General features: G+C 69.2%; 20 protein-coding genes. 9 read left to right on the top strand and 11 right to left on the bottom strand.

The window, feature by feature from the left end:
- Positions 1 to 2235, bottom strand: coding sequence for a PAS domain-containing protein (locus AC1DQJ_RS18185; RefSeq protein ID WP_477605875.1), 2235 nt, complete (start codon positions 2233 to 2235; stop codon positions 1 to 3).
- Between the two features lie 201 nt (positions 2236 to 2436).
- Positions 2437 to 3216 (bottom strand): SDR family NAD(P)-dependent oxidoreductase, encoded by a 780-nt coding sequence (locus AC1DQJ_RS18180; protein WP_477605873.1) that lies wholly within the window; start codon positions 3214 to 3216, stop codon positions 2437 to 2439.
- A 57-nt stretch (positions 3217 to 3273) separates the two neighbouring features.
- On the opposite strand from AC1DQJ_RS18180, the gene AC1DQJ_RS18175 reads away from it, so the two are divergent.
- On the top strand, positions 3274 to 3702 hold the full coding sequence (locus AC1DQJ_RS18175; RefSeq protein ID WP_477605872.1) for a YkvA family protein: 429 nt from the start codon (positions 3274 to 3276) through the stop codon (positions 3700 to 3702).
- 25 nt (positions 3703 to 3727) lie between these two features.
- Here AC1DQJ_RS18175 and AC1DQJ_RS18170 read toward each other — a convergent pair whose 3' ends face one another.
- The 5 genes from AC1DQJ_RS18170 to AC1DQJ_RS18150 all read right to left on the bottom strand — a co-directional run bounded on the left by AC1DQJ_RS18170 (position 3728) and on the right by AC1DQJ_RS18150 (position 8065).
- Positions 3728 to 4600: a DMT family transporter gene (locus AC1DQJ_RS18170; protein WP_477605895.1), complete on the bottom strand. Its 873-nt coding sequence runs from the start codon at positions 4598 to 4600 to the stop codon at positions 3728 to 3730.
- 46 nt (positions 4601 to 4646) lie between these two features.
- Positions 4647 to 5384, bottom strand: coding sequence for a 2OG-Fe(II) oxygenase (locus AC1DQJ_RS18165; protein WP_477605870.1), 738 nt, complete (start codon positions 5382 to 5384; stop codon positions 4647 to 4649).
- Complete coding sequence (locus AC1DQJ_RS18160; protein WP_477605868.1) at positions 5381 to 6232, bottom strand: SDR family NAD(P)-dependent oxidoreductase; 852 nt, start codon at positions 6230 to 6232, stop codon at positions 5381 to 5383. The genes AC1DQJ_RS18165 and AC1DQJ_RS18160 overlap by 4 nt, the downstream gene beginning before the upstream one ends.
- A gap of 181 nt (positions 6233 to 6413) precedes the next feature.
- Positions 6414 to 7415, bottom strand: coding sequence for an NADPH:quinone oxidoreductase family protein (locus AC1DQJ_RS18155; RefSeq protein ID WP_477605866.1), 1002 nt, complete (start codon positions 7413 to 7415; stop codon positions 6414 to 6416).
- Between the two features lie 110 nt (positions 7416 to 7525).
- Entirely contained in the window at positions 7526 to 8065 is a 540-nt protein-coding gene (locus AC1DQJ_RS18150) for a hypothetical protein (protein WP_477605864.1), read from the bottom strand.
- Between the two features lie 116 nt (positions 8066 to 8181).
- Between AC1DQJ_RS18150 and AC1DQJ_RS18145 the strand changes: the two genes are divergently transcribed.
- On the top strand, positions 8182 to 9078 hold the full coding sequence (locus AC1DQJ_RS18145) for an IS1595 family transposase (RefSeq protein ID WP_477605862.1): 897 nt from the start codon (positions 8182 to 8184) through the stop codon (positions 9076 to 9078).
- A complete protein-coding gene (locus AC1DQJ_RS18140; RefSeq protein ID WP_477605860.1) occupies positions 9068 to 9202 on the top strand; it encodes a hypothetical protein in 135 nt (44 codons plus the stop codon). Before AC1DQJ_RS18145 ends, AC1DQJ_RS18140 begins: the two co-directional genes overlap by 11 nt.
- 278 nt (positions 9203 to 9480) lie before the next feature.
- Here the strand turns inward: AC1DQJ_RS18140 and AC1DQJ_RS18135 are convergent, their stop codons facing one another.
- Together AC1DQJ_RS18135 and AC1DQJ_RS18130 are read right to left on the bottom strand one after the other, a co-directional pair.
- Entirely contained in the window at positions 9481 to 9639 is a 159-nt protein-coding gene (locus tag AC1DQJ_RS18135) for a hypothetical protein (protein ID WP_477605858.1), read from the bottom strand.
- 168 nt (positions 9640 to 9807) lie between these two features.
- Positions 9808 to 10296: a hypothetical protein gene (locus AC1DQJ_RS18130; RefSeq protein ID WP_477605856.1), complete on the bottom strand. Its 489-nt coding sequence runs from the start codon at positions 10294 to 10296 to the stop codon at positions 9808 to 9810.
- Between the two features lie 214 nt (positions 10297 to 10510).
- On the opposite strand from AC1DQJ_RS18130, the gene coaBC reads away from it, so the two are divergent.
- Positions 10511 to 11704, top strand: coding sequence for a bifunctional phosphopantothenoylcysteine decarboxylase/phosphopantothenate--cysteine ligase CoaBC (gene coaBC / locus AC1DQJ_RS18125; RefSeq protein ID WP_477605854.1), 1194 nt, complete (start codon positions 10511 to 10513; stop codon positions 11702 to 11704).
- Here the strand turns inward: coaBC and AC1DQJ_RS18120 are convergent.
- A complete protein-coding gene (locus AC1DQJ_RS18120; RefSeq protein ID WP_477605852.1) occupies positions 11701 to 12192 on the bottom strand; it encodes a hypothetical protein in 492 nt (163 codons plus the stop codon). The two genes, coaBC and AC1DQJ_RS18120, sit on opposite strands and share 4 nt — an antisense overlap.
- A gap of 22 nt (positions 12193 to 12214) precedes the next feature.
- Positions 12215 to 12583, bottom strand: coding sequence for a c-type cytochrome (locus AC1DQJ_RS18115; RefSeq protein ID WP_477605850.1), 369 nt, complete (start codon positions 12581 to 12583; stop codon positions 12215 to 12217).
- Positions 12584 to 12761: 178 nt separating this feature from the next.
- Between AC1DQJ_RS18115 and AC1DQJ_RS18110 the strand changes: the two genes are divergently transcribed.
- Genes AC1DQJ_RS18110 through AC1DQJ_RS18090 form a run of 5 tightly spaced genes read left to right on the top strand, consistent with a single transcriptional unit; the run spans position 12762 to position 19076 of the window.
- The gene (locus AC1DQJ_RS18110; RefSeq protein ID WP_477605848.1) at positions 12762 to 14249 is read left to right on the top strand and encodes an FAD-linked oxidase C-terminal domain-containing protein; all 1488 of its coding nucleotides are present in this window, start codon (positions 12762 to 12764) and stop codon (positions 14247 to 14249) included.
- Between the two features lie 4 nt (positions 14250 to 14253).
- Positions 14254 to 15477, top strand: coding sequence for an FAD-binding protein (locus AC1DQJ_RS18105; RefSeq protein ID WP_477605846.1), 1224 nt, complete (start codon positions 14254 to 14256; stop codon positions 15475 to 15477).
- Positions 15477 to 16796 (top strand): glycolate oxidase subunit GlcF, encoded by a 1320-nt coding sequence (glcF, locus tag AC1DQJ_RS18100; protein ID WP_477605844.1) that lies wholly within the window; start codon positions 15477 to 15479, stop codon positions 16794 to 16796. Before AC1DQJ_RS18105 ends, glcF begins: the two co-directional genes overlap by 1 nt.
- Before the next feature lie 14 nt (positions 16797 to 16810).
- Positions 16811 to 17086: a hypothetical protein gene (locus tag AC1DQJ_RS18095; RefSeq protein WP_477605842.1), complete on the top strand. Its 276-nt coding sequence runs from the start codon at positions 16811 to 16813 to the stop codon at positions 17084 to 17086.
- Positions 17087 to 17093: 7 nt separating this feature from the next.
- Positions 17094 to 19076: a TonB-dependent receptor gene (locus AC1DQJ_RS18090; RefSeq protein ID WP_477605840.1), complete on the top strand. Its 1983-nt coding sequence runs from the start codon at positions 17094 to 17096 to the stop codon at positions 19074 to 19076.
- Positions 19077 to 19108 lie beyond the last annotated feature (32 nt).

The following is a 19108-nucleotide window of genomic DNA, read 5'->3' as shown; positions in this document are numbered from 1 at the left end:
TCAGGCGATCTCGCGCTGACGCTCCAGCGCTTCACGAACCGCCAGGCCGAGTTGCTCGGCGCGGAACGGCTTGCGCAACAGCGGCCAGGCCAGGGCGTCCGGGTTCTCCGTCAGCCGATCGCCGGCATAGCCCGTGGTGAGGATGATCGGCAGGCCGGCGTCGCGCGCCTGGGCGGCCTCCGCCAGTTCGACCCCGCTCATACCGCCGGGCATGATGATGTCCGAGATCAGCAGGTCGAAATGCTCGCCGGCCTGCAGGCGTCGGAGAGCCGAGGGGCCGTCTGGGGCGCCTTCGACCCGGCAACCGAAGTCGGACAACAGGCCCTCGGTGACGGCGCGCACCGCCGCGTCGTCCTCGACCAGTAGCACCCGGGCGCCGCGCGCCCAGTCGCCTTGCTCCGGATACGGCGGCGTGGGATCGCTCTCCGCCTTGGCCTCAGCCGCCGGCAGGTAGAGGCTGACCGTCGTGCCGAACCCGACCGAGGAGTCGATGGTGGCGAAGCCGCCCAGGTGCTTGATGAAGCCATAGACCTGGGCCAGGCCAAGACCCGTGCCCTTGCCGACGTCCTTGGTGGTGAAGAACGGCTCGAACGCGCGCGCCAGGATCTCGGGCGACATGCCGCCGCCGTTGTCGGAGACCGAAACCACCACATAGTCGCCGGCGGCGACGCCTTGAGCCTCGCCCTCGGCGAGGTTGCGCCGCTCCACCGCGATCTCGATGCCGGCCCCGGAGTGTTGGGTGGCGTCGGCGGCGTTGACCACCAGATTGAGCAGCGCCGCCTCGAACTGGGCGGCGTCCAGGCGACTGGCGCCCGCCGGGCTCGCGAGGCGGATCTTCAGGTTCACCGCCTCGCCGACCGCGCGACGGACCAGCGGCTCGATCTGCTCGATCAGCGCCCCGACATCGACGACTTCCAGCTTCAACTCCTGGCGGCGCGAGAAGGCGAGCAGTTGGCGCGTCAGGCGTTCGCCGCGACGACCGGCCGCCAGCGCCGCCTCGGCCAGCCGCTTCACGCGCGAGGTGTCATGGGTATGGCTGAGGATCATGTCGAGCCCGCCGATCACCACGGTCAGCAGGTTGTTGAAGTCATGCGCGACGCCGCCGGTCAGGCGTCCGACCGTCTCCAGCCGCTGGGCCTGGGCGAGCTGGGCTTCGGCTTCGGCGCGCTGGGCCAGGCTGCGCTCCAGTTCGCGGGTGCGTTCGGTGACGCGGGCCTCCAGGTCGCTGCGCGCCTCAATGACCTCGGTGATGTCGCTGCTGGTGCCGAACCAGCGGTGGAGCGCGCCGTCCTCGTTGCGTACCGCCACGGCGCGCGCGTGGACCCAGCGCCAGGCGCCGTCGGCCCGCTGCAACCGGTATTCGACATCGTAGGGAAGGCCGCCGTTCATCGCCTGCAGCCAGACCTCGGCGACCATGTCCCGATCTTCAGGATGGACCGCGGCCTGCCAGCCCAGTCCATAGTGGTGCTCCGGCTCGACGCCGGTGAACGCCTGCCACTGGGGGCTGAGGAAGTCGCAATAGCCATCGGCGCGACAGGACCAGATCAGCTGCGGCAGGCTGTCGACCAGAGCCCGCACCCGGGCCTCGCCGGCCCGCAGGGCGTTCTCGAGCTGACGCTGCGGGGTGACGTCCCGGAAGGTGACCGCAAGTCCCTGCTCCAGGTGTACGGCCCCGGAGTGGATAAAGCGCTCCTGGCCTTCGATTATGCGGCGCACCTCGACGTCGTCGCTGCCGCGTGACCGGTAGACAGCCGACAGCCGCTCGAACAGCAGCTCGCCGCTCTCGCCGCCCGGGGTCGAGCGCAGACGCTGGCCGGTCATCGCCCGGGGCGAGCTCACCCCCATGCCGTCGGCGGCTGGATTGGAATAGGCGCAGACGAAGTCGACCAGAGCACCGTCGCGATGGACGGGCTCCAGGATCACGAACCCGTCCCGGGCCTGTTCCTGGAAAATGCGGAAGCGCTCCTCGGCCGCGACGCCTCGCTGCATGGCGATGCGGATGGCGCGGCCGATCATCACCGTGGCTGCGGCGGTGACGCAGAAGAACACCCCGTACGCCAGCGGCGAATTGGTTTGCCAGAGGGCGGTGACCAGGGCGGTGCTGATCACCGTCGCCAGCAGGCCGCCGCGCGCGCCCGCCACCAGGGTGGCGAACAGGACGGCGGGATAGAAGGTCATGTAGTTGGGCGCGGGATTCATCACCGCGCCGGCGGCGACCCGCAGGAGCGCGGCCACGGCGACTGCGCCCAGCACGGCGCACGAAGTGATGACAGGGCGCTCAATCGCTGTCGCGAAACGCTGCGCCCAACGTCCCATCATGGCGCTTATCAAGCCCCCCACGAATTGCGGGGATACGGAACCCCTAAAAGCCCCCGAGGTAAAGCGTCACAGAAACTTTAAAGGGGCCGCCGAGCCGACGACCCCTTCACTTGCGCGTTAGCGGGGCGCCATGCGGATGGCGCCGTCCAGGCGGACGTCTTCGCCGTTGAAGTAGCCGTTGGTGATCATGGTCAGCGCGAGCTGCGCATATTCCTCGGCATTGCCCAGGCGCTTGGGGAACGGCACCGAGGCCGCCAACCCTTGCTTCACCGCTTCCGGCGCGAACTGCATCAGCGGGGTGTTGAAGATGCCCGGCAGGATGGTGTTGACGCGGATGCCGTCGCCGGCCAGGTCGCGAGCGATCGGCAGGGTCATACCGACCACACCGCCCTTGGAGGCCGAATAGGCCGCCTGGCCCATCTGGCCGTCTTCCGCCGCCACCGAGGCGGTGTTGACGATGGCGCCGCGCTCGCCGTCCACCGGCTCCAGATCCAGCATGCCCTTCGCCGACTTGGCGATGCAGCGGAAGGTGCCGACCAGGTTGATCTGGATGATGGTGTTGAAGCTATCGAGCGGGAAGTGCTTGGTCTCGCCGGTCTGCTTGTCGCGGCTGGCGGTCTTGATGGCGTTGCCGGTGCCGGCGCAGTTAACCAGGATGCGCTCCTGGCCGTGGGCGGCGCGAGCCTTGGCGAAGCCGGCGTCCACGTCTTCCTCGGAGGTGACGTTGACCTTGCAGAAGACGCCGCCGACGTCCTTGGCGACCGCCTCGCCCTTGGCTTCGTTCATGTCGAAGATGGCGACCTTGACGCCCTGGGCGGCCAGCGCGCGGACCGTGGCCTCGCCGAGGCCCGAGGCGCCGCCGGTGACGATCGCGGAGATGGTGGAATCGAGTTTCATGGACGCTTGGCTCCCGTTCACGTCTAATAGGGTCTCGTTATCCGAGGCTTTAGCCCGATGAGCGCCGAGTCAAAAGCGTCACCCCACGTAAACAGCAAGGCTTTCGACGCCAAGGCGACGATCGATCCGTCGAAGGCGATGGTCCCGGCGGTGGCGCGGGTCAACGAGCGGCGTGTGGAGCGCGGCTTTTGGCCGAAGATCCGGCGGGTGGCGAGCAGGATACCGTTCGCCGACGACGCGCTGTCGGTCTGGTTCTGCGCCCGTGATCCCGACACCCCGACCCGCGCCAAGGCGCTGATGATGGCGGGCCTGGCCTACTTCGTGCTGCCGACGGACGCCATTCCCGACGTGCTGGCGGTGGTCGGCTTTACCGACGACGCGGCGGTGTTCGCGGCCCTGATGGCGGTGGTCGGCCGCAACCTGCGGCCCAAGCACAAGCTGGAGGCCCAGAAGGTCCTGCGCCATATGGCGCGAGAGGACGACTAGGACGCCTGACACGCTCTAGAGGGCTCTAGGCCGCCGCCTCGTCGATCGCTGCGGCGCGCTTCGCCGCCCTTGCGGTCTGCGCCTCGCGCCAGGTGATGAACAGGGTTGAGGCGACGACGATGCCGGCCCCGGCCACAGTCCAGACGCTCGGGACCTCGTGGAACAGGGTCAGACCGACGATCACGGTGAACACCAGGCGGATGTAGTCGATCGGGGCCATGGCGGCGGCGTCTCCGATCGACATGCCCTTGATGTAGCAGCCCTGGGTGATGGTCCCCAGCACGCCCATGGCCCCCAGCAGCACCAGATCGAGCGGCTCGGGCCAGCGCCAGGCGATGAACGCGCCGGGCAACGCCATGAACAGGCCGAGGGTGGCCGACCAGACCAGCAGCACGGTCGGCGAGTGGTCCTTGGTCATCACCTTCATGCCGGTGATGGTCAGGGCGAACAGGAATGACGAGGCCAGCATCGCCGCCGCGGGCCAGCCGACCGCGAACTGGCCGCCGACGCCTGGGCGCAGCATGACCAAGACGCCGATGAAGCCGATCACCGCCGCGCCGATGCGCAGCGGCCCGACCGTCTCGCGCACCACGATCGCCGCCAGCGGGACCAGCCACAGGGTGCGGGTGAAGGAGAGCGCGTTGGCGTCGGCCAGCGGCATCTTCTGGAAGGCGTAGAACGACAGGATCATCCCCAAGGTCCCGGCCGCCGAGCGGAAGATCAGGATGCCGGGCCGGGTGGTGGTGAACGCCGCGCGGCGCCGCTTCAGGATGATCGGCAGCAGCACGATGAACCCGGCCAGCTGGCGGTAGAAGGTCTGCAGCGACGCCGGATAGTCGTCGCCGAGATACTTGATCAGGGTGGTCATCGCGGTGAAGCCGACGGCCGAGGCCACCATCCACAACGCCCCGTGAACATTGTGGTCGAGCGCGGCGGACTTGGTCTCAGCGCTCACGTATCCATCCAGTGATCGATAGGCGGGGACCGGCCGCATAGCTGGCCACCTGGGTCACAGCGTGAACCTGCGGCACCCGGAAGATGTTCAGGGCGTTGAAGGTCGGGGTGTAGGCCTCCGACACATGGCCGTCGGCGTCGTGGAAGGCCAGAAGGCCGCCCCAGTCCGGCCGCCAGGCTGGCGTGAAGTTCAGCACATAGGCGAACAGCCGGTTCTTGCCCGCGACCTCGTCGTCGTGAGCGGTAAGGAAGTCGCCAGGCCGGTAGCGGGTGGCCTGGGCGTCGACATAGGCCCCTCGCGTCTCGCCGGTGAGGGCGGCGATGAAGTCGAGGAAGGACCGGCTGTTGAGCAGGTCGTAGACCGCCTCGATCGGCGCCAGGTCGCCGCCCTGGCGGGCGCCCGCCTCCATGTGATCGGAGAGCCGCCAGGCGTCGAACTGGTACTGGAAGTCGGACTTGCCGCCTTCGACGAAGGCTGTGTCCATCGCCGCGCGCTTGTCGGCGGGCATCGTGTCGAGGGTCTCGAGGGCGAAGTCGTAGCCCTTGCCGGCGATGTGCATCGACTTGTGCCAGGGCACCGGCCCGGCCAGGGCCGCGCCGATGGCCTTGGCGTCCGCCGGAGCGAACAGCCCCGGCAGATGCAGCCGCTGGTGCAGGGCGAACGCGCCTGCCAGGCGCGCGGGGTCCAGCCCCGGCGCCAGACGCAGCGAGCCGCCGGCGCGGCTCAAGGCTGGGCCGGCGACAGGTCGCCGAGGATGGTCGCGAACGGCGAGACGGACTCGCTGTCCCAGGCGTGGCGTCCGCCGACGGTGATGCCGCCGTCGACCACGATGTGGGTGCCCGACACGAAGGCCGCGGCGTCGGAGGCCAGGTAGAGCGCGGCTTGGGCGATGTCCTCGGGCATGCCGGCCTTCGGCACCGGCTGGGCCGCCGCCGCGTTCTCGGCGACGCGCGCCGCCAGCTGGTCGGCGACTTCACGGGGCAGGCCGAAAGAGGCGCCGAAGATCGAGGTGGCGATCAGCCCCGGGCAGATGGCGTTGACGCGGATCTTCTGGCGCGACAACTGGGCCGCAGCGACGCGGCTCATGTGGATCACCCCGGCCTTGGCTGTCGAATAGGCGATCGGGCCGAAGCCCGCCTGCAGCCCGGCGATCGAGGCGGTATTGATGATCGAGCCGCCGCCGCGCTCCAGCATCAGCGGCACGGCGTGCTTCATGCCCAGCGCCGGGCCGCGCACCAGGATGTCGAAGATCCAGCTCCAGCCTTCGGCGGTGACCTCGGTGATCGAGGTCATGCGGTCGGAGATGCCGGCGTTGTTGAAAAGGATGTCGAGGCCGCCGAACTCGGTCTTGGCCTTCTGTAGGGCCGCCGCGATCTGGGCTTCGTCGGTGACGTCGCAGTGGGCGTAGACGACCTTGCCGGGGAACCGCTTCTCGAGCATCGCCCCTTTTTCGTCCTGGATGTCGGCGGCCACCACCTGGGCGCCCTCGGCGACGAACAGCTCGACGCTGCCGAGCCCGATTCCTGATACGCCGCCGGTGATCACGGCCACCTTGCCGTCCAGACGCCCCGCCATGCTTCGCTCCCTGCGTTTTTATATGATCAGCGATAACTAAAGCCGGACCGCCGCCGCGTCGAGGCGGTTGTCGCCGGCACGACAAACACGAAAAGCGTCGGCGCGCCTAGAGCCCCGGCACACGCAAAACGCCCAGGCGACGGGCGCCTGGGCGTTGAAGTCTGCGTCCGGATCAACCGGCCTAGTCGATGGTGACCACGACCTTGCCCATCGCCTTGCGGCTGCCGAGGTGGGCGATGGCGTCGCCGCCGCGCTCCAGCGGGAAGCGCTCGGAGACGTAAGGCGTGACCTTGCCCTGCGCGTAGAGCTCCAGCAGCTCGTCGATGCTTTGGGAAAACAGCTCCGGATTGCGCGCCGCCCAGGTGCCCCAGAACACGCCGACGATCTGGCAGCCTTTCAGCAGCGCCAGGTTCAGCGGGATCTTCGGGATGTCGCCGGCCGCGAAGCCGACGACCAGGTAGCGGCCTTCCCAGGCGATCGCCCGCAGGGCCGGCTCGGCGTAGTCGCCTCCGATGGCGTCATAGATGACGTCGAAGCCGTTCTCGCCGCCGGCTTCCTTGAACAGCTGACCCAGCGCCTTCTGGCCGTCGCGGTCGAACGGACCGCGGCCATAGACCACCCCAGCGTCGGCGCCGTGCTTGATGGCCAGGTCGACCTTCTCCTGGCTGGAGCAGGCGGCGATCACTCGCGCGCCCATGGCCTTGCCAAGCTCGACGGCCGCCAGGCCGACGCCGCCCGCCGCGCCGAGCACCAGCAGGGTCTCGCCGGCCTTCAGGTCGGCGCGGTCCTTCAGGGCGTGCCAGCTGGTCCCGTAGGTCAGGATGAAGGCCGCGGCGATGTCGTGCGGCATGGCGTCGGGGATGTGCCACAGGCGGTTGGCCGGCAGCAGGACCTCTTCGGCCATCCCGCCAGAGCCGGTGTTGGCCAGGATGCGGTCGCCGACCTTGACGTTGGTGACGCCTTCGCCGACCGACTTGACCACGCCCGACAGCTCGCCGCCCGGCGAGAACGGACGCGGCGGCTTGGACTGGTACTTGTCCTCGATCATCAGCACGTCGGGGAAGTTCACGCCCACCGCCTTGACCGAGATCACCGCGTAGCCGGGCTTGGCCTCCGGCGCGGGAATGTCTTCGACCACCAGGGTTTCCGGTCCGCCGGTCACCTTGCTGAGCACCGCCTTCATGTCGCTCTCCCGCGTCTTCAAATTCGATTGCCGCGGACGCTAGCGCAGGGGCGGGGCGGGCGGAAGGGGCGGTTCGAACAAATGTTTGACTGCGCCGCCCCCGCTCCGGATCAGCTGTCTCCGCCGCTCCGCTCCTCGCGGTCGGCCCGAGCGGTCTGCCGGCGGGCCTCGCGATCCTTCTGCTCCTGCCAATAGGCGGCGCCCCCGTCCGGCTTGAACAGGGTCCGCGGCGCGCCGTCCTTGGATGCCACCGCGAAGACGTTGCCCTTGGCGTCGTAGAGCAGCACGTCGCCGTTGCGGCGCGTCAGGCGCTCGGTCCCGGGCGGTGGGTTCTCGATGAAGGCGTAGGCCTTGCGCACGAAGTCGTCGAGGTTCCTGGCCCCGAACGCTTCGCCGTTGCGATCGAAGGCGCGCTGGGCGTTCTCCTCGGCGCTGCCGCGGCGGCTGGCCGACCAGATCGCCTTGCCGTCGAGTTCGCGGACCGGCTCGTCGCGGCGCTCGACGCTGGCGCTGCGGGCCGGGGCGTCTTCCCGGTCGGTCGAGGACGCCGCCGGCCCCTCTTCCTTCTTGGCGACCGCCGAGGGCCGCTCGCAGGCGGCGGTCAGGACAAGGGCCAGGCCCAGGCTCAACGCAATCTTGTACCTTGCCACGCGTTCTCTCCTTTTCACGGCCAGGTTGTGGAACAAATTAAGAACAGAAACCGAGGTTTGTCCAGCGAAGGATTATCCCCTTGACCCACGTTCGCCCATGACGCATAACACTGGTCATGAGCAAGAGCCCCTCAGTTTCGCCCGCCTTCTCGGTCCGCGAGTTCTTCGCGCGGTTCCCGGATGACGAGGCGTGCCTGGAGCACATCATGAAGGTGCGCTTCGGCGGCACGGAGATCATGTGTCCGGCCTGCGGCGCTGAAGGCCAGTTCCACAAACTTCGCGAGCGGCGGGTTTATGCCTGCCCGCACTGCCTTCATCAGATCGCGCCGACCGCGAACACGATCTTCCACGACACGCGGACCCCGCTCGTCTCGTGGTTCTATGCGATCTACCTCTTTGTCACGACGCGTCACGGCGTCAGCGGCAAGGAGCTGCAACGTCAGCTCGGCGTGACTTACAAAACGGGCTGGCGGATCGGCCAACAGATCCGCCTACTGATGGGCTCGGCGGAAGAGTTCGTCGCCCTAAAGGGCCACGTTGAAATCGACGAGCATTTCCACGGCGGGCGCATCGCGCGTTCGCAAGGCAACCCTCGCGACAACAAGACCGTCATCGTCGGGATGAAGGAGCGTGGCGGACCCTTCCGGGCCGAAGTCGCCCCCGACACCAAGACCGTCACCCTGCGGAAAATCGTGCTCGAAAACATACAGCCGCGCACCACGGTCTCGACCGACGAGCATCACGGCTATCGTTTACTGGGCGACGCCGACTACACCCACGGCTCGGTCAACCACAACAAGAAGGAGTGGGCCAAGACCGATCCGGAGACTGGGGTCCGCCACCACGTCGCGCACGTCGAAAGCTTCTGGCGACTGTTCAAGTGGTCGGTGAAGTCCACCCACATCCACGTCTCGCCGAAGTACATGCAGCGGTATCTCGACGAGTTCAGCTTCCGTTCGAACCATCGTCAGATGCAGAACGCGATGTTCGATCTTCTGATCGGTGCGATCTGATGACCCGCGCCACACCCGCGTCGAACTCGGCCTCTGTGGGCGGCCCGAGGCCGAGTTCGGCCAAGCGACGCTCGGCCACCTCGGCGAACTCATCGACGCGGCCCTCTCGCAAGGCGTCAGCTAAGGTCAAGTCGGGCAACAGCGTCTCCTGTCCGCTCGTCATGATCGAATGGGAGGATAGCGCCCAGCCCATTCCAACCTGGTCGTATCTATCATCGTTCGAGCCTACAGGCACGATCCGGTGCGCGTCGGTGGGCTGGCTCATCCGCGACGACGCCCAGATGAAGGCGCTGGCCCCGAACATGGGGGCCATAAACGACGAGCGCAGCCTGCAGGTATCGGGAGTGATCCAGATACCCACAAGCTGCGTCCTACGCGTTACTCGGCTTAAGGAGCCGCTGCCTACTTAGGCTTCTGGCCCTTGGTCTGGTCTTGCGACAACAACGAAGCCGCCATCGCCTTCACCTGGGACTTGCTCGGGCTCAAGTCACCCGAAAGGGTCTTCGCGGCGATGGTGGAGATGCGCGGCGACGTCTGCCGCGGCGGGGTCTTGCCGGCCATGATGGCCTCCTACGTTCAGTTTTGGGGGTGACGGATTCGTCGGAATCCGCTAGAACGGAGGCCGTGCGGGGGGTCTTGCGACCCCCTCACACGGCGCCGTCTAACAAGGCGGTTTGCCACATGGGATGCTCCTTTCCTCTGCGCCCGCTACGGCTGGGGTTGGACGTTCTAGAGGCCATGGAAATCCTCGGCCTCTTCCGAAGCGCCGGACGGCTGGTACCCGTCTGGCGTTTCTTCGTTTTCGAACATGAACGGATCATTTGCGGCAAGCCGCCAAAGGCGTCCGTCCAGCTCAATTAGAGCCGCAGCTTTCAGGCGCGAAAGTTGCGGGGTCATGGAGTTCCGCGGCACGTCTGGGCCGCCCAGCCCAGCGACAGCAGCCCTCACTCCATCAGTCGTCATTCCGCCTTGGTAGGTGGAGAGCGCCTTCAAAACCCAGTCCTTGATCGAGCCCTCGCGGACGACACCGCCTCCCTGAGGGCCGGACACGGCAGTGCGCCCGGTCGGCGCGCCGTTGAGCGCCGCCTCGGCGACCCGGATTTCAGCCAGTTCACCCTTAAGAGCCTTCATCTGCGCTTCGATCTCGGCGCGGCGGGCTGACAGGTAGTCGAGTAGTGCCATACGCCTCTTAATAGCGAAGCGCGTCAGGTTAACCAAGACTTTCTGCGTCGGTTCAGTTCAGTTCTGCGAATTTCTTCTGTGGTTCACATGCGTTTGACGCATTGACGAATCACCCAAACGGAGTCCTCGCGCTCCGTGTGTGGCGGACCCGCCACTACACCAACACGCGAGGTGGGTCAGGGGGATAATCCTTGTCCAGCGGCCTAGTTTGGCCTATGACCACGGGACTAGTGCGGAGGGGCTCGAAGCCTTGTCGGATAAGCGAATTCTTCTGATCGTCGGCGGCGGGATCGCCGCCTACAAGGCGCTCGAACTGACCCGGTTGCTGCGCAAGGCGGGCATCGGCGTGCGGCCGATCCTGACCGCGGCCGGCAAGGAGTTCATCACCCCGCTGTCGCTCTCTGCGATCAGCGAGGACAAGGTCTATTCCGAGCTCTTCTCGCTCACCGACGAAGCCGAGATGGGCCATATCGAGCTGTCGCGCTCGGCCGACCTGGTGGTGGTGGCGCCGGCCACCGCCGACCTGATGGCCAAGGCCGCCCACGGCCTCGCGGGCGACCTGGCCTCGACCACCCTGCTGGCCACCGACAAGCCGGTGCTGATGGCCCCGGCCATGAACGTGCGGATGTGGGAGCACCCGGCCACCCGCCGCAACCTGGCGACCTTGAAGGCCGATGGCGTGCTGTTCGTCGGGCCGGACGAAGGGGCCATGGCCTGCGGCGAGTTCGGCTTTGGGCGCATGGCCGAGCCGGCGGCGATCTTCGAGGCGATCGTCGCGGCGCTGCAGGGACCGGCGGCGCGGCCGCTGGCCGGCAAGCGCGCCATCGTCACGGCGGGACCCACTGCGGAGCCGATCGACCCGGTGCGGGTGCTGACCAACCGCTCAAGCGGCAAGCAGGGCTTCGCCATCGCTCAGGCCCTGGCTGAGCTGGGGGCCGAGGTGACCCTGGTCGCGGGCCCCGTCGCCGTCCCCACGCCTGCCGGCGTCAAGCGCGTGGACATCGAAACCGCCCGCGAGATGCTGGCCGCCTGCGAAGCGGCCCTGCCGGCCGACATCGCCGTCTGCGTGGCGGCGGTCTCCGATTGGCGCCCGGCGACCGAGGCCGGTTCGAAGATGAAGAAGGACGGGTCGGGTCCGCCGGCCATCAGCCTGGTGGAGAACCCCGACATCCTGGCGACCCTGTCGCGCGCCGCCCAGCGGCCGAAACTGGTCGTCGGCTTCGCCGCCGAGACCAACGACGTGGAGGCCTACGCCCAGGCCAAGCTGGCCCGGAAGGGCTGCGACTGGATCGTCGCCAACGACGTCAGCATCGCCGGCACCATGGGCGGCGACGACAATGCGGTCAGCATCGTCACCACAGCCGGGATCGAGCGCTGGGAGCGCACCGCCAAGTCCGAGGTGGCCCGCAAGCTGGCCGAGCGGATGGCCCGGGCCCTGATCTAGGCCCCGCTTTTCTCCAGCGTACAGAGCAGCAGAGCGCTCCGCCGGACCAAGTCGCAGGCCCGCATGTGCAGGGCGTCCACGGCCTTGGAGCTGTTGTCGAGCGGTGAGGCGACGGCGTTGGGGCCGAGCGCGGCGTCCGCCGGGGCGAACATGTGCAAGCCCATCCGGTTGAGGCTGGCGCGGGCCAGGTCCTGCAGCACCGCCTCGCGCTTGCCGGCCAGAGCGCGCACCTCGACGGCCAGGGCGATGACTTCCTGCCCCTCAAGTCCTTCCAAATGCTGCGCGGCGGCGTCGATGGCCTCCAGCTTCGCCAGCAGGCCGGGTGCGGCCTCCGCGCCCAGCGCGCTCAGGCAGCGCCCCAGGAAGAATTCCAGGAACGACCAGGTCTCCGAGAACGTGCCGAGGGCGTGATAGTCGGGCGCGGTTTCTCGGGAGCCGGCGGGATAGGCGCTGCTCGTGTCAGGTCGCCGAAGGTCAGCCGTGCTCATGAAGGCCACCTCAGGCGGGAGTTTACTTCTGTGCGACGAGATAAGCGACCACTGCCGCACGCTTGGTCGCGTCGGGCAGGCCGACCATCATCTTGGTGCCGGGCACGAAGGCCATCGGCTTGGCCAGGTACTTGTCCAGGCTGTCGGCGCTCCAGGTGACGCCGGAGGCCTTGAGGGCCGGCGAGTAGGCGAAGCCGGGCAGCGTGCCGGCCTTGCGCCCGACCACGCCCTTCAGTGGCGGGCCCATCTTCGGCGCGCCGGGCGCGATCGTGTGGCAGGTTCCGCACTGTTGCTTGAACAGGGTCTCTCCCGGGCTCGCCTGGGCCTGCGCCTGCGAGGCGGCGCTCAGGGCGGCGAGGGCGAGGGCGGCGATGATCAGGCGTGCATGCATGGCGGGTCTCCTTAGTCGAACCTAAGCAGACCACGCGTCCTTGAACAGGACCGCTGCTGTGCCAGTTGCGCGACAAGAGCCCCTCCCGTGAAGATTGCGGCGGCTATCTCCAGACGCGGGCGCTCGCGAAAACCGCACCTCGCCGCGCGACCGCAAACCGCGCTATGTCGGGGACGACATGCAGATGCCCCCGCCCGATCAGGCTTTGCTGGCCCGCCGCGCCGAGTTCGTCTTCGCACTGCGCGCGATCGTGCCGGGCGAGGGGGTGATCGACGATGACGCCGAACTGGCCGCCTATGAGTGCGACGGTCTGACCGCCTATCGCCAGCGCCCGATGATCGTCGTGCTGCCCGAGACCGTCGATCAGGTAAGCAAGGTGCTCGCCTACTGCAGCCGCGAAGGTCTGAAGGTGGTGCCGCGCGGGGCCGGGACCTCCCTGTCGGGCGGCGCGCTGCCGCTGGCCGACGGGGTGATCCTGGGGATGGCCAAGTTCAACCGCATCCTGAAGGTCGACTACGACAACCGCTGCGCCGTGGTGCAGCCGGGCGTGACCAATCTGGCGGTCACCCAGGCGGTGGCCGGCCGCGGCTTCTATTACGCGCCCGACCCCTCCAGCCAGATCGCCTGCTCGATCGGCGGCAATGTCGCCGAGAACGCCGGCGGCGTGCATTGCCTGAAGTACGGCATGACCACCAACAATCTGCTCGGCGTCGAGCTGGTGCTGATTGACGGCACGGTGCTGCGGCTCGGCGGTCCGCACCTAGACCCCGAGGGCCTTGACCTGCTCGGCGTGGTCTGTGGATCCGAAGGGCTGCTGGGCGTCGTCACCGAGGTGACGGTCCGCATCCTGCAGGCGCCCGAGACCCAGCGCGCGCTTCTGATGGGCTTCCAGGACATCGAGGCGGCCGGCGCCTGCGTCGCCGCCGTCATCGCCGCCGGCATCATCCCGGCCGGCATGGAGATGATGGACCGGCTGGCCATCGCCGCGGCCGAGGCCTTCGTGAAGGTCGGCTATCCGCTCGATGTCGAGGCCCTGCTGATCATCGAGCTGGACGGTCCGCCGGCCGAGGTCGACCACCTGATCGAGGTGGTGCGCGGCATTGGCGAGGGGTGTGGCGCCAGCTACCTGCGCGTCTCGACGAACGAGGACGAACGCAAGGGCTTCTGGGCCGGGCGCAAGGCGGCCTTCCCCGCCGTGGGCCGCATCTCGCCCGACTACTACTGCATGGACGGCACCATCCCGCGCGCCGCCCTGCCGAAAGTGCTGACACGGATGAACGAGCTGGCCGAGGACTGCGGCCTGCGCATCGCCAACGTCTTCCATGCCGGCGACGGCAATCTGCACCCACTGATCCTCTACGACGCCGACCAGCCCGGCCAGCTGCACGCCGCCGAGGAGCTGGGCGCGGCGATCCTCACCCTCTGCGTCGAGGTCGGCGGGGTGCTGACCGGCGAGCACGGGGTGGGCGTGGAGAAGCGCGACCTGATGGAGGTTCAGTTCGGCCCCGCCGACCTCGACCAGCAGCAACGGCTGAAGTGCGCCTTCGACGACGGCGGGCTGCTCAATCCGGGCAAGGTGTTCCCCACGCTCTGCCGCTGCGCGGAGCTCGGCCGCATGCACATCCATCGCGGCGAGGTGCGCTTCCCCGAGCTCGAACGGTTCTGACGGCGTGAGCGAGACCTGGTCCCCGACAACGGCGGCGGAGGCCGCGCAGGCGGTGAGCGACGCCCTGGCCGATGGCAGGACGCTGGAGCTGCTCGGCCGCGGCGCGCGCCGCAGTTTCGGCCGGCCGGTCGATGCGGACGTGACCTTGGACCTCTCGGGTCTCGACGGGGTGGTCGCCTACCAGCCCGAGGAGCTGATCCTCGCGGTCCGGCCGGCGACCCCGATGGCGCAGATCGCCGAGCTTCTCGCCGAGCGGGGCCAGCATATGGCCTTCGAGCCGCCGGACTTCGGGCCGCTCTGGGGGCTGCCGGCCGGCGCAGGCAGCGTCGGCGGCGCGGTGATGACCGGCCGCGGCGGACCTCGGCGGCTGACGGCCGGCGGGCCGCGCGACCACAGCCTGGGCGTCAAGGGCGTCAACGGCTTTGGCGAGGCGTTCGCGGCCGGGGGGCGAGTGGTCAAGAACGTCACCGGCTTCGACCTGCCCAAGCTGGTCGCGGGCAGCTTCGGGACGCTGTGCGTCGCCACCGAACTGACCCTGAAGGTGTTGCCCGCGCCGCCGGAGACCCAGACCTTGCTGATCCGCGGCCTCACCGACGAGGCGGCCATCGGCGCCATGTCCAAGGCGCTGGGCTGTCCAGCCCAGGTCTCGGCCGCCGCCCACCTGCCAGCCGACGTGGCCGCCGCGTCCAGGGTCGGCGAGCTCGCAGCCGCCGGCGGCTCGGTCACCCTGCTGCGGGTCGAGGGCGTGCGGCCCTCGGTGAGCGCCCGCATCGCCCATCTCGCCGAGCTGCTGGCCGGCGAGACCCGCCAGGCGGTGCTCGACCGCGACGCCTCGCTGTTGGCCTGGAAGGAGATCGCCGACGCCAGCGCCTTCGTCGGCACGTCCGGCGACGTCTGGAAGCTCTCGGTGGCGCCGACCAATGGGGCGGCGGTCGGCCGCCGCCTGGCCGAGGAACTCGGCGGGCGCTGCTATTACGATTGGGGTGGGGGCGGGGTCTGGCTGGAGCTGCCGGCCGCGCCCGACGCCCACGCGGCCCGGGTGCGCGCGGTCCTGCTCGAGGTCGCCGGGCGCGATGGCCACGCCACCCTGATGCGCGCCCCGGCCGCTGTGCGCACCGTCGTGGCGCCGTTCCAGCCGCAGGCCCCGGGCCTGGCCGCGCTCAGCGAGCGCGTGCGTCGCCAGTTCGACCCGCAAGGCCTCTTCAACCCGGGGCGGATGTACGCCTGATGCAGACCAGCTTCTCCCCCGCCCAGCTGACCGATCCGGACACCGCCGCGTCCGAGAAGATCATCCGCACCTGCGTACACTGCGGCTTCTGCACCGCGACCTGCCCGACCTACCTGCTGCTCGGCGACGAGCTCGACAGCCCTCGGGGCCGGATCTACCTGATGAAGGAGATGCTGGAGAAGGGCGGCCCGCCCTCGCCGCGGACGGTCAAGCACGTCGACCGCTGCCTCTCCTGCCTTTCCTGCATGACCACCTGCCCTTCGGGCGTGAACTACATGCACCTGGTCGATCACGCCCGCGCGTACATCGAGGAGCACCATGTTCGTCCGTGGCCGGAGCGTATCCTGCGCGAGCTGCTGGCGCGGGTGCTGCCGAGCCGCACGGCGTTCCGCTGGGCGCTGGGGCTGGCCCAGCTCGGACGTCCGTTGCAAGGCCTGCTGCCAGGTCGGCTAAAGATCATGGCGGCGATGGCCCCGGCCCGCCTGCCGCCGCCCGACCCGGCCGAGAAGCCAAATGTTTTCAAGGCGCACGGCGAGCGTCGGATGCGCGTGGCGCTGCTGGCCGGCTGCGCCCAGCCGGTGCTGGCCCCGGAGATCAACGGCGCGGCGATCCGGCTGCTGAACCGCCTGGGCGCGGACGTCGTCACCGTCGCCGGGTCGGGCTGCTGCGGGGCGCTGCCGCACCACCTGGGCAAGGCCGATCGCTCGCAGGCCTTGGCCAAGGCCAATATCGCCGCCTGGACCCGCGAGCTGCAGGGCGAGGGGCTCGACGCGATCATCGTCACCGCCTCCGGCTGCGGGACGACTGTGAAGGATTACGGCTTCATCTTCCGGGAATCTGCCGAATGGGCGCAGAAGGCGGCGACGATCTCCGCCCTCGCCAAGGACGTTTCCGAGGTTCTGCAAGAGCTTGGCCCCTTGCAAGCCTCGGCCGCCCCGCCGCTCAAGGTCGCCTACCACTCGGCATGCTCGCTGCAGCACGGCCAGCAGATCGGCAATGTTCCCAAGGCCTTGCTGCAGGCGGCAGGTTTCACAGTGGTCGAGCCGGCAGAGGCTCACATCTGCTGCGGTTCGGCCGGGACCTACAATCTGCTGCAGCCGGACCTGGCCGGCCAGCTGGGCGCGCGCAAGGTCGCCAATCTCGAGGCCACGGCGCCGGACGTGATCGCCGCCGGCAATATCGGTTGCCTGACCCAGATCGCCCACGGTACCGGCGTGCCGGTGGTCCATACGGTCGAGCTGCTCGACTGGGCGGCGGGCGGCCCCGTGCCGGCCGCCTTGGAGCGTGACTTTGGAACGAGAGCCTCCGCCAGGCTCTAGGGGGAAATGACAAGATGAGTTTTGCTTTACTGGCCAGCCTGTGGCTCGCGGGCGCGGCTACGCCCGATCCGGCCGCGGCCCTGCCGCCCGGTCCTGGACGCGCGGTGGCCGCCCGGGTCTGCACGACCTGCCATGAGGCCGACGTGATCGTCCATCGCGTGGACAAATCCGTTGCCTGGCCCGACGTCATCCAGGCGATGGTCGAACGCGGGGCGGAGGCGAAGCCGAACGAACTGGCCGAGATCCGCGCCTATCTCGACAAGACGCTGCCGACGCGCCGTTCGAACTAGGGGCTGCATGGACCTTCCCACGACGCTCGAGGTGGTCACCGTCGAGGCCGCGCGCCTGCCGGCCTCGCCGGCCGACCGCGCCTTTTCGATCCTGACCATCGACGGGGCGGCGATCGCCACCGCGCCGCGCCTGGACGAGGCGCTGACCGCGACGCCGGGCGTGCAGCTGTTCCGCCGCACCTCCAGCCAGGCCTCGAACCCGACCACCCAGGGGATCAGCGTCCGCTCCATCGCCGGTTCCGGCGCCAGCCGCGCCCTGGTGACCCTGGACGGGGCGCCGCAGAACGATCCGTTCGGCGGCTGGGTGCTCTGGACCGGCTTGCCGCCGGTGGCCATCGAGCAGGTGCGCGTCGTCCGCGGGGCCGGGTCGGGGGCCTACGGCGCCGGCGCCCTGACCGGGACCATTCAGCTGTCTGAGCGCACCCAGGTTCCGCGCGGCGGCGAGTACGAAGTCTATGGCGGCGAGCGTGGTCTGGTCGGCGGCTCTGCGGCCGGCGCGGTCGGCGACCTGTTCGCAGCCGCCTCGGCCGAACGTAGCGACGGCTGGATCCCAGTCGGCGCGGGCCGCGGCGCGGCCGACACCGAGCTCTACTATCGCGGCCTGGGCGGCCTGCTGCGCTGGACCCCGCAGGTCGGAGAACGGCAGCTGGCCCTGCGGCTCTCGGGTTTCCAGGAAAAGCGCGGCGCCGGCCTGGTCGGGGCGGACTCGCGCGCGACCGGCGCGACCCTGTCGGCGACCCTGGCCGATCCGGGCCAGGACGATGAGCTGGGCTGGCGGCTGCAGGCTTGGGCCAAGCGCTCGGATCTGGAAAACCGCTCGGCGGCAGTGGGCGCCGGGCGCAACACCACCACACCGGCCAGCGAGCAGTTCGCCACCCCGGCGACCGGCTACGGCTTCAACGCCGCCCTGCGCCGCGACGGCGCGGCGGGCGGCTGGGAAGTCGGCGGCGACGCGCGGCTGTTCGACGGCGAGACGCGCGAGAAGTTCCGCTACCTGACCGGCGCCTTCACCCGCGAGCGCGTGGCCGGCGGGACCCAGTCGGTGGTCGGCCTCTATGGCGAGACCTGGCGCACGGCTGGCGATTGGCTGGTGACCGGTGGCCTGCGGCTCGACCGCTGGGCGACCTTCGAGGGCCATCGCACCGAGCACGACGCGGCGACCGGCGCGACCACTCTCGACAACCGGCCGCAGGATCGCGACGGCTGGCTGCCGACCGGACGCCTGGGCGCCCGCTACGACATCGCCGATCAGACCCATCTGCGCGCCGCCGCCTATGCCGGCTTCCGGCCGGCCACCTTGAACGAGCTCTACCGTCCGTTCCGGGTCGGCAACGACGTCACCGAGGCCAATGCCGGCCTCGAGCCGGAGAAACTCTACGGGGTCGAGCTGGGCCTCGGGGGCGAGGGCGAGCTGCGCTGGGACCTCACGGTTTTCGCCAGCCGCCTGGACGGCGCGGTGGCCAACGTCACGATCGGATCGGGGCCCGCGACCTTCCCGATCGCCGGGTTCATTCCGGCCGGCGGCGTGCTGCGCCAGCGCCAGAACGCCGGCGAGGTGAACGCCTATGGCGTCGAAGCTGAGGTCGAGCGGAGCTGGGAGGCGGTCTCGTTGCGGCTGGCCGGCGCCTACACCCAGGCCGAGGTCGACGGCGGAAGCGCCGCGCCGCAGCTCACCGGCCTGCGCCCGGCCCAGACCCCGCGCCTGACCGCTGCCGGCGAGGCGACCTGGCGGCCGATCGATCCGCTCAGCCTGCGCGCGGTGATGCGCTACGAGAGCTCGCGCTTCGACGACGATCTCAACAGCCGCAAGCTCGGGGCCGGGACCGAGGTCTCCCTACGCGCCGACTGGTCGGTGTCGCGCCAGATCACCCTCTACGCCGCAGCCGACAACCTGTTCGACGCCAGCATCGAGACCGCCCAGACCGGCGACGGCGTCGAGAGCTTCGACGCGCCGCGGACGTTGCGGATGGGGCTGGTGCTGCGGCGGTAGGCGGCGAAACAGCAACGATGCTCCCCCACTTG

The organism is Phenylobacterium sp. P4_E10 (genome assembly GCF_056401675.1).
This window is presented reverse-complemented; position numbering and strand designations above follow the sequence as displayed.

Coding starts and splice junctions, on each gene's coding strand:
- AC1DQJ_RS18180 (WP_477605873.1), bottom strand. CDS start 3,216: ATGAAACTCGATTCCACCATCTCCGCGATCGTCACCGGCGGCGCCTCG.
- AC1DQJ_RS18175 (WP_477605872.1), top strand. CDS start 3,274: ATGAGCGCCGAGTCAAAAGCGTCACCCCACGTAAACAGCAAGGCTTTC.
- AC1DQJ_RS18170 (WP_477605895.1), bottom strand. CDS start 4,600: ATGGTGGCCTCGGCCGTCGGCTTCACCGCGATGACCACCCTGATCAAG.
- AC1DQJ_RS18160 (WP_477605868.1), bottom strand. CDS start 6,232: ATGGCGGGGCGTCTGGACGGCAAGGTGGCCGTGATCACCGGCGGCGTA.
- AC1DQJ_RS18155 (WP_477605866.1), bottom strand. CDS start 7,415: ATGAAGGCGGTGCTCAGCAAGGTGACCGGCGGACCGGAAACCCTGGTG.
- AC1DQJ_RS18145 (WP_477605862.1), top strand. CDS start 8,182: ATGAGCAAGAGCCCCTCAGTTTCGCCCGCCTTCTCGGTCCGCGAGTTC.
- AC1DQJ_RS18135 (WP_477605858.1), bottom strand. CDS start 9,639: ATGGCCGGCAAGACCCCGCCGCGGCAGACGTCGCCGCGCATCTCCACC.
- AC1DQJ_RS18120 (WP_477605852.1), bottom strand. CDS start 12,192: ATGAGCACGGCTGACCTTCGGCGACCTGACACGAGCAGCGCCTATCCC.
- AC1DQJ_RS18115 (WP_477605850.1), bottom strand. CDS start 12,583: ATGCATGCACGCCTGATCATCGCCGCCCTCGCCCTCGCCGCCCTGAGC.
- AC1DQJ_RS18110 (WP_477605848.1), top strand. CDS start 12,762: ATGCAGATGCCCCCGCCCGATCAGGCTTTGCTGGCCCGCCGCGCCGAG.
- glcF (WP_477605844.1), top strand. CDS start 15,477: ATGCAGACCAGCTTCTCCCCCGCCCAGCTGACCGATCCGGACACCGCC.
- AC1DQJ_RS18095 (WP_477605842.1), top strand. CDS start 16,811: ATGAGTTTTGCTTTACTGGCCAGCCTGTGGCTCGCGGGCGCGGCTACG.
- AC1DQJ_RS18090 (WP_477605840.1), top strand. CDS start 17,094: ATGGACCTTCCCACGACGCTCGAGGTGGTCACCGTCGAGGCCGCGCGC.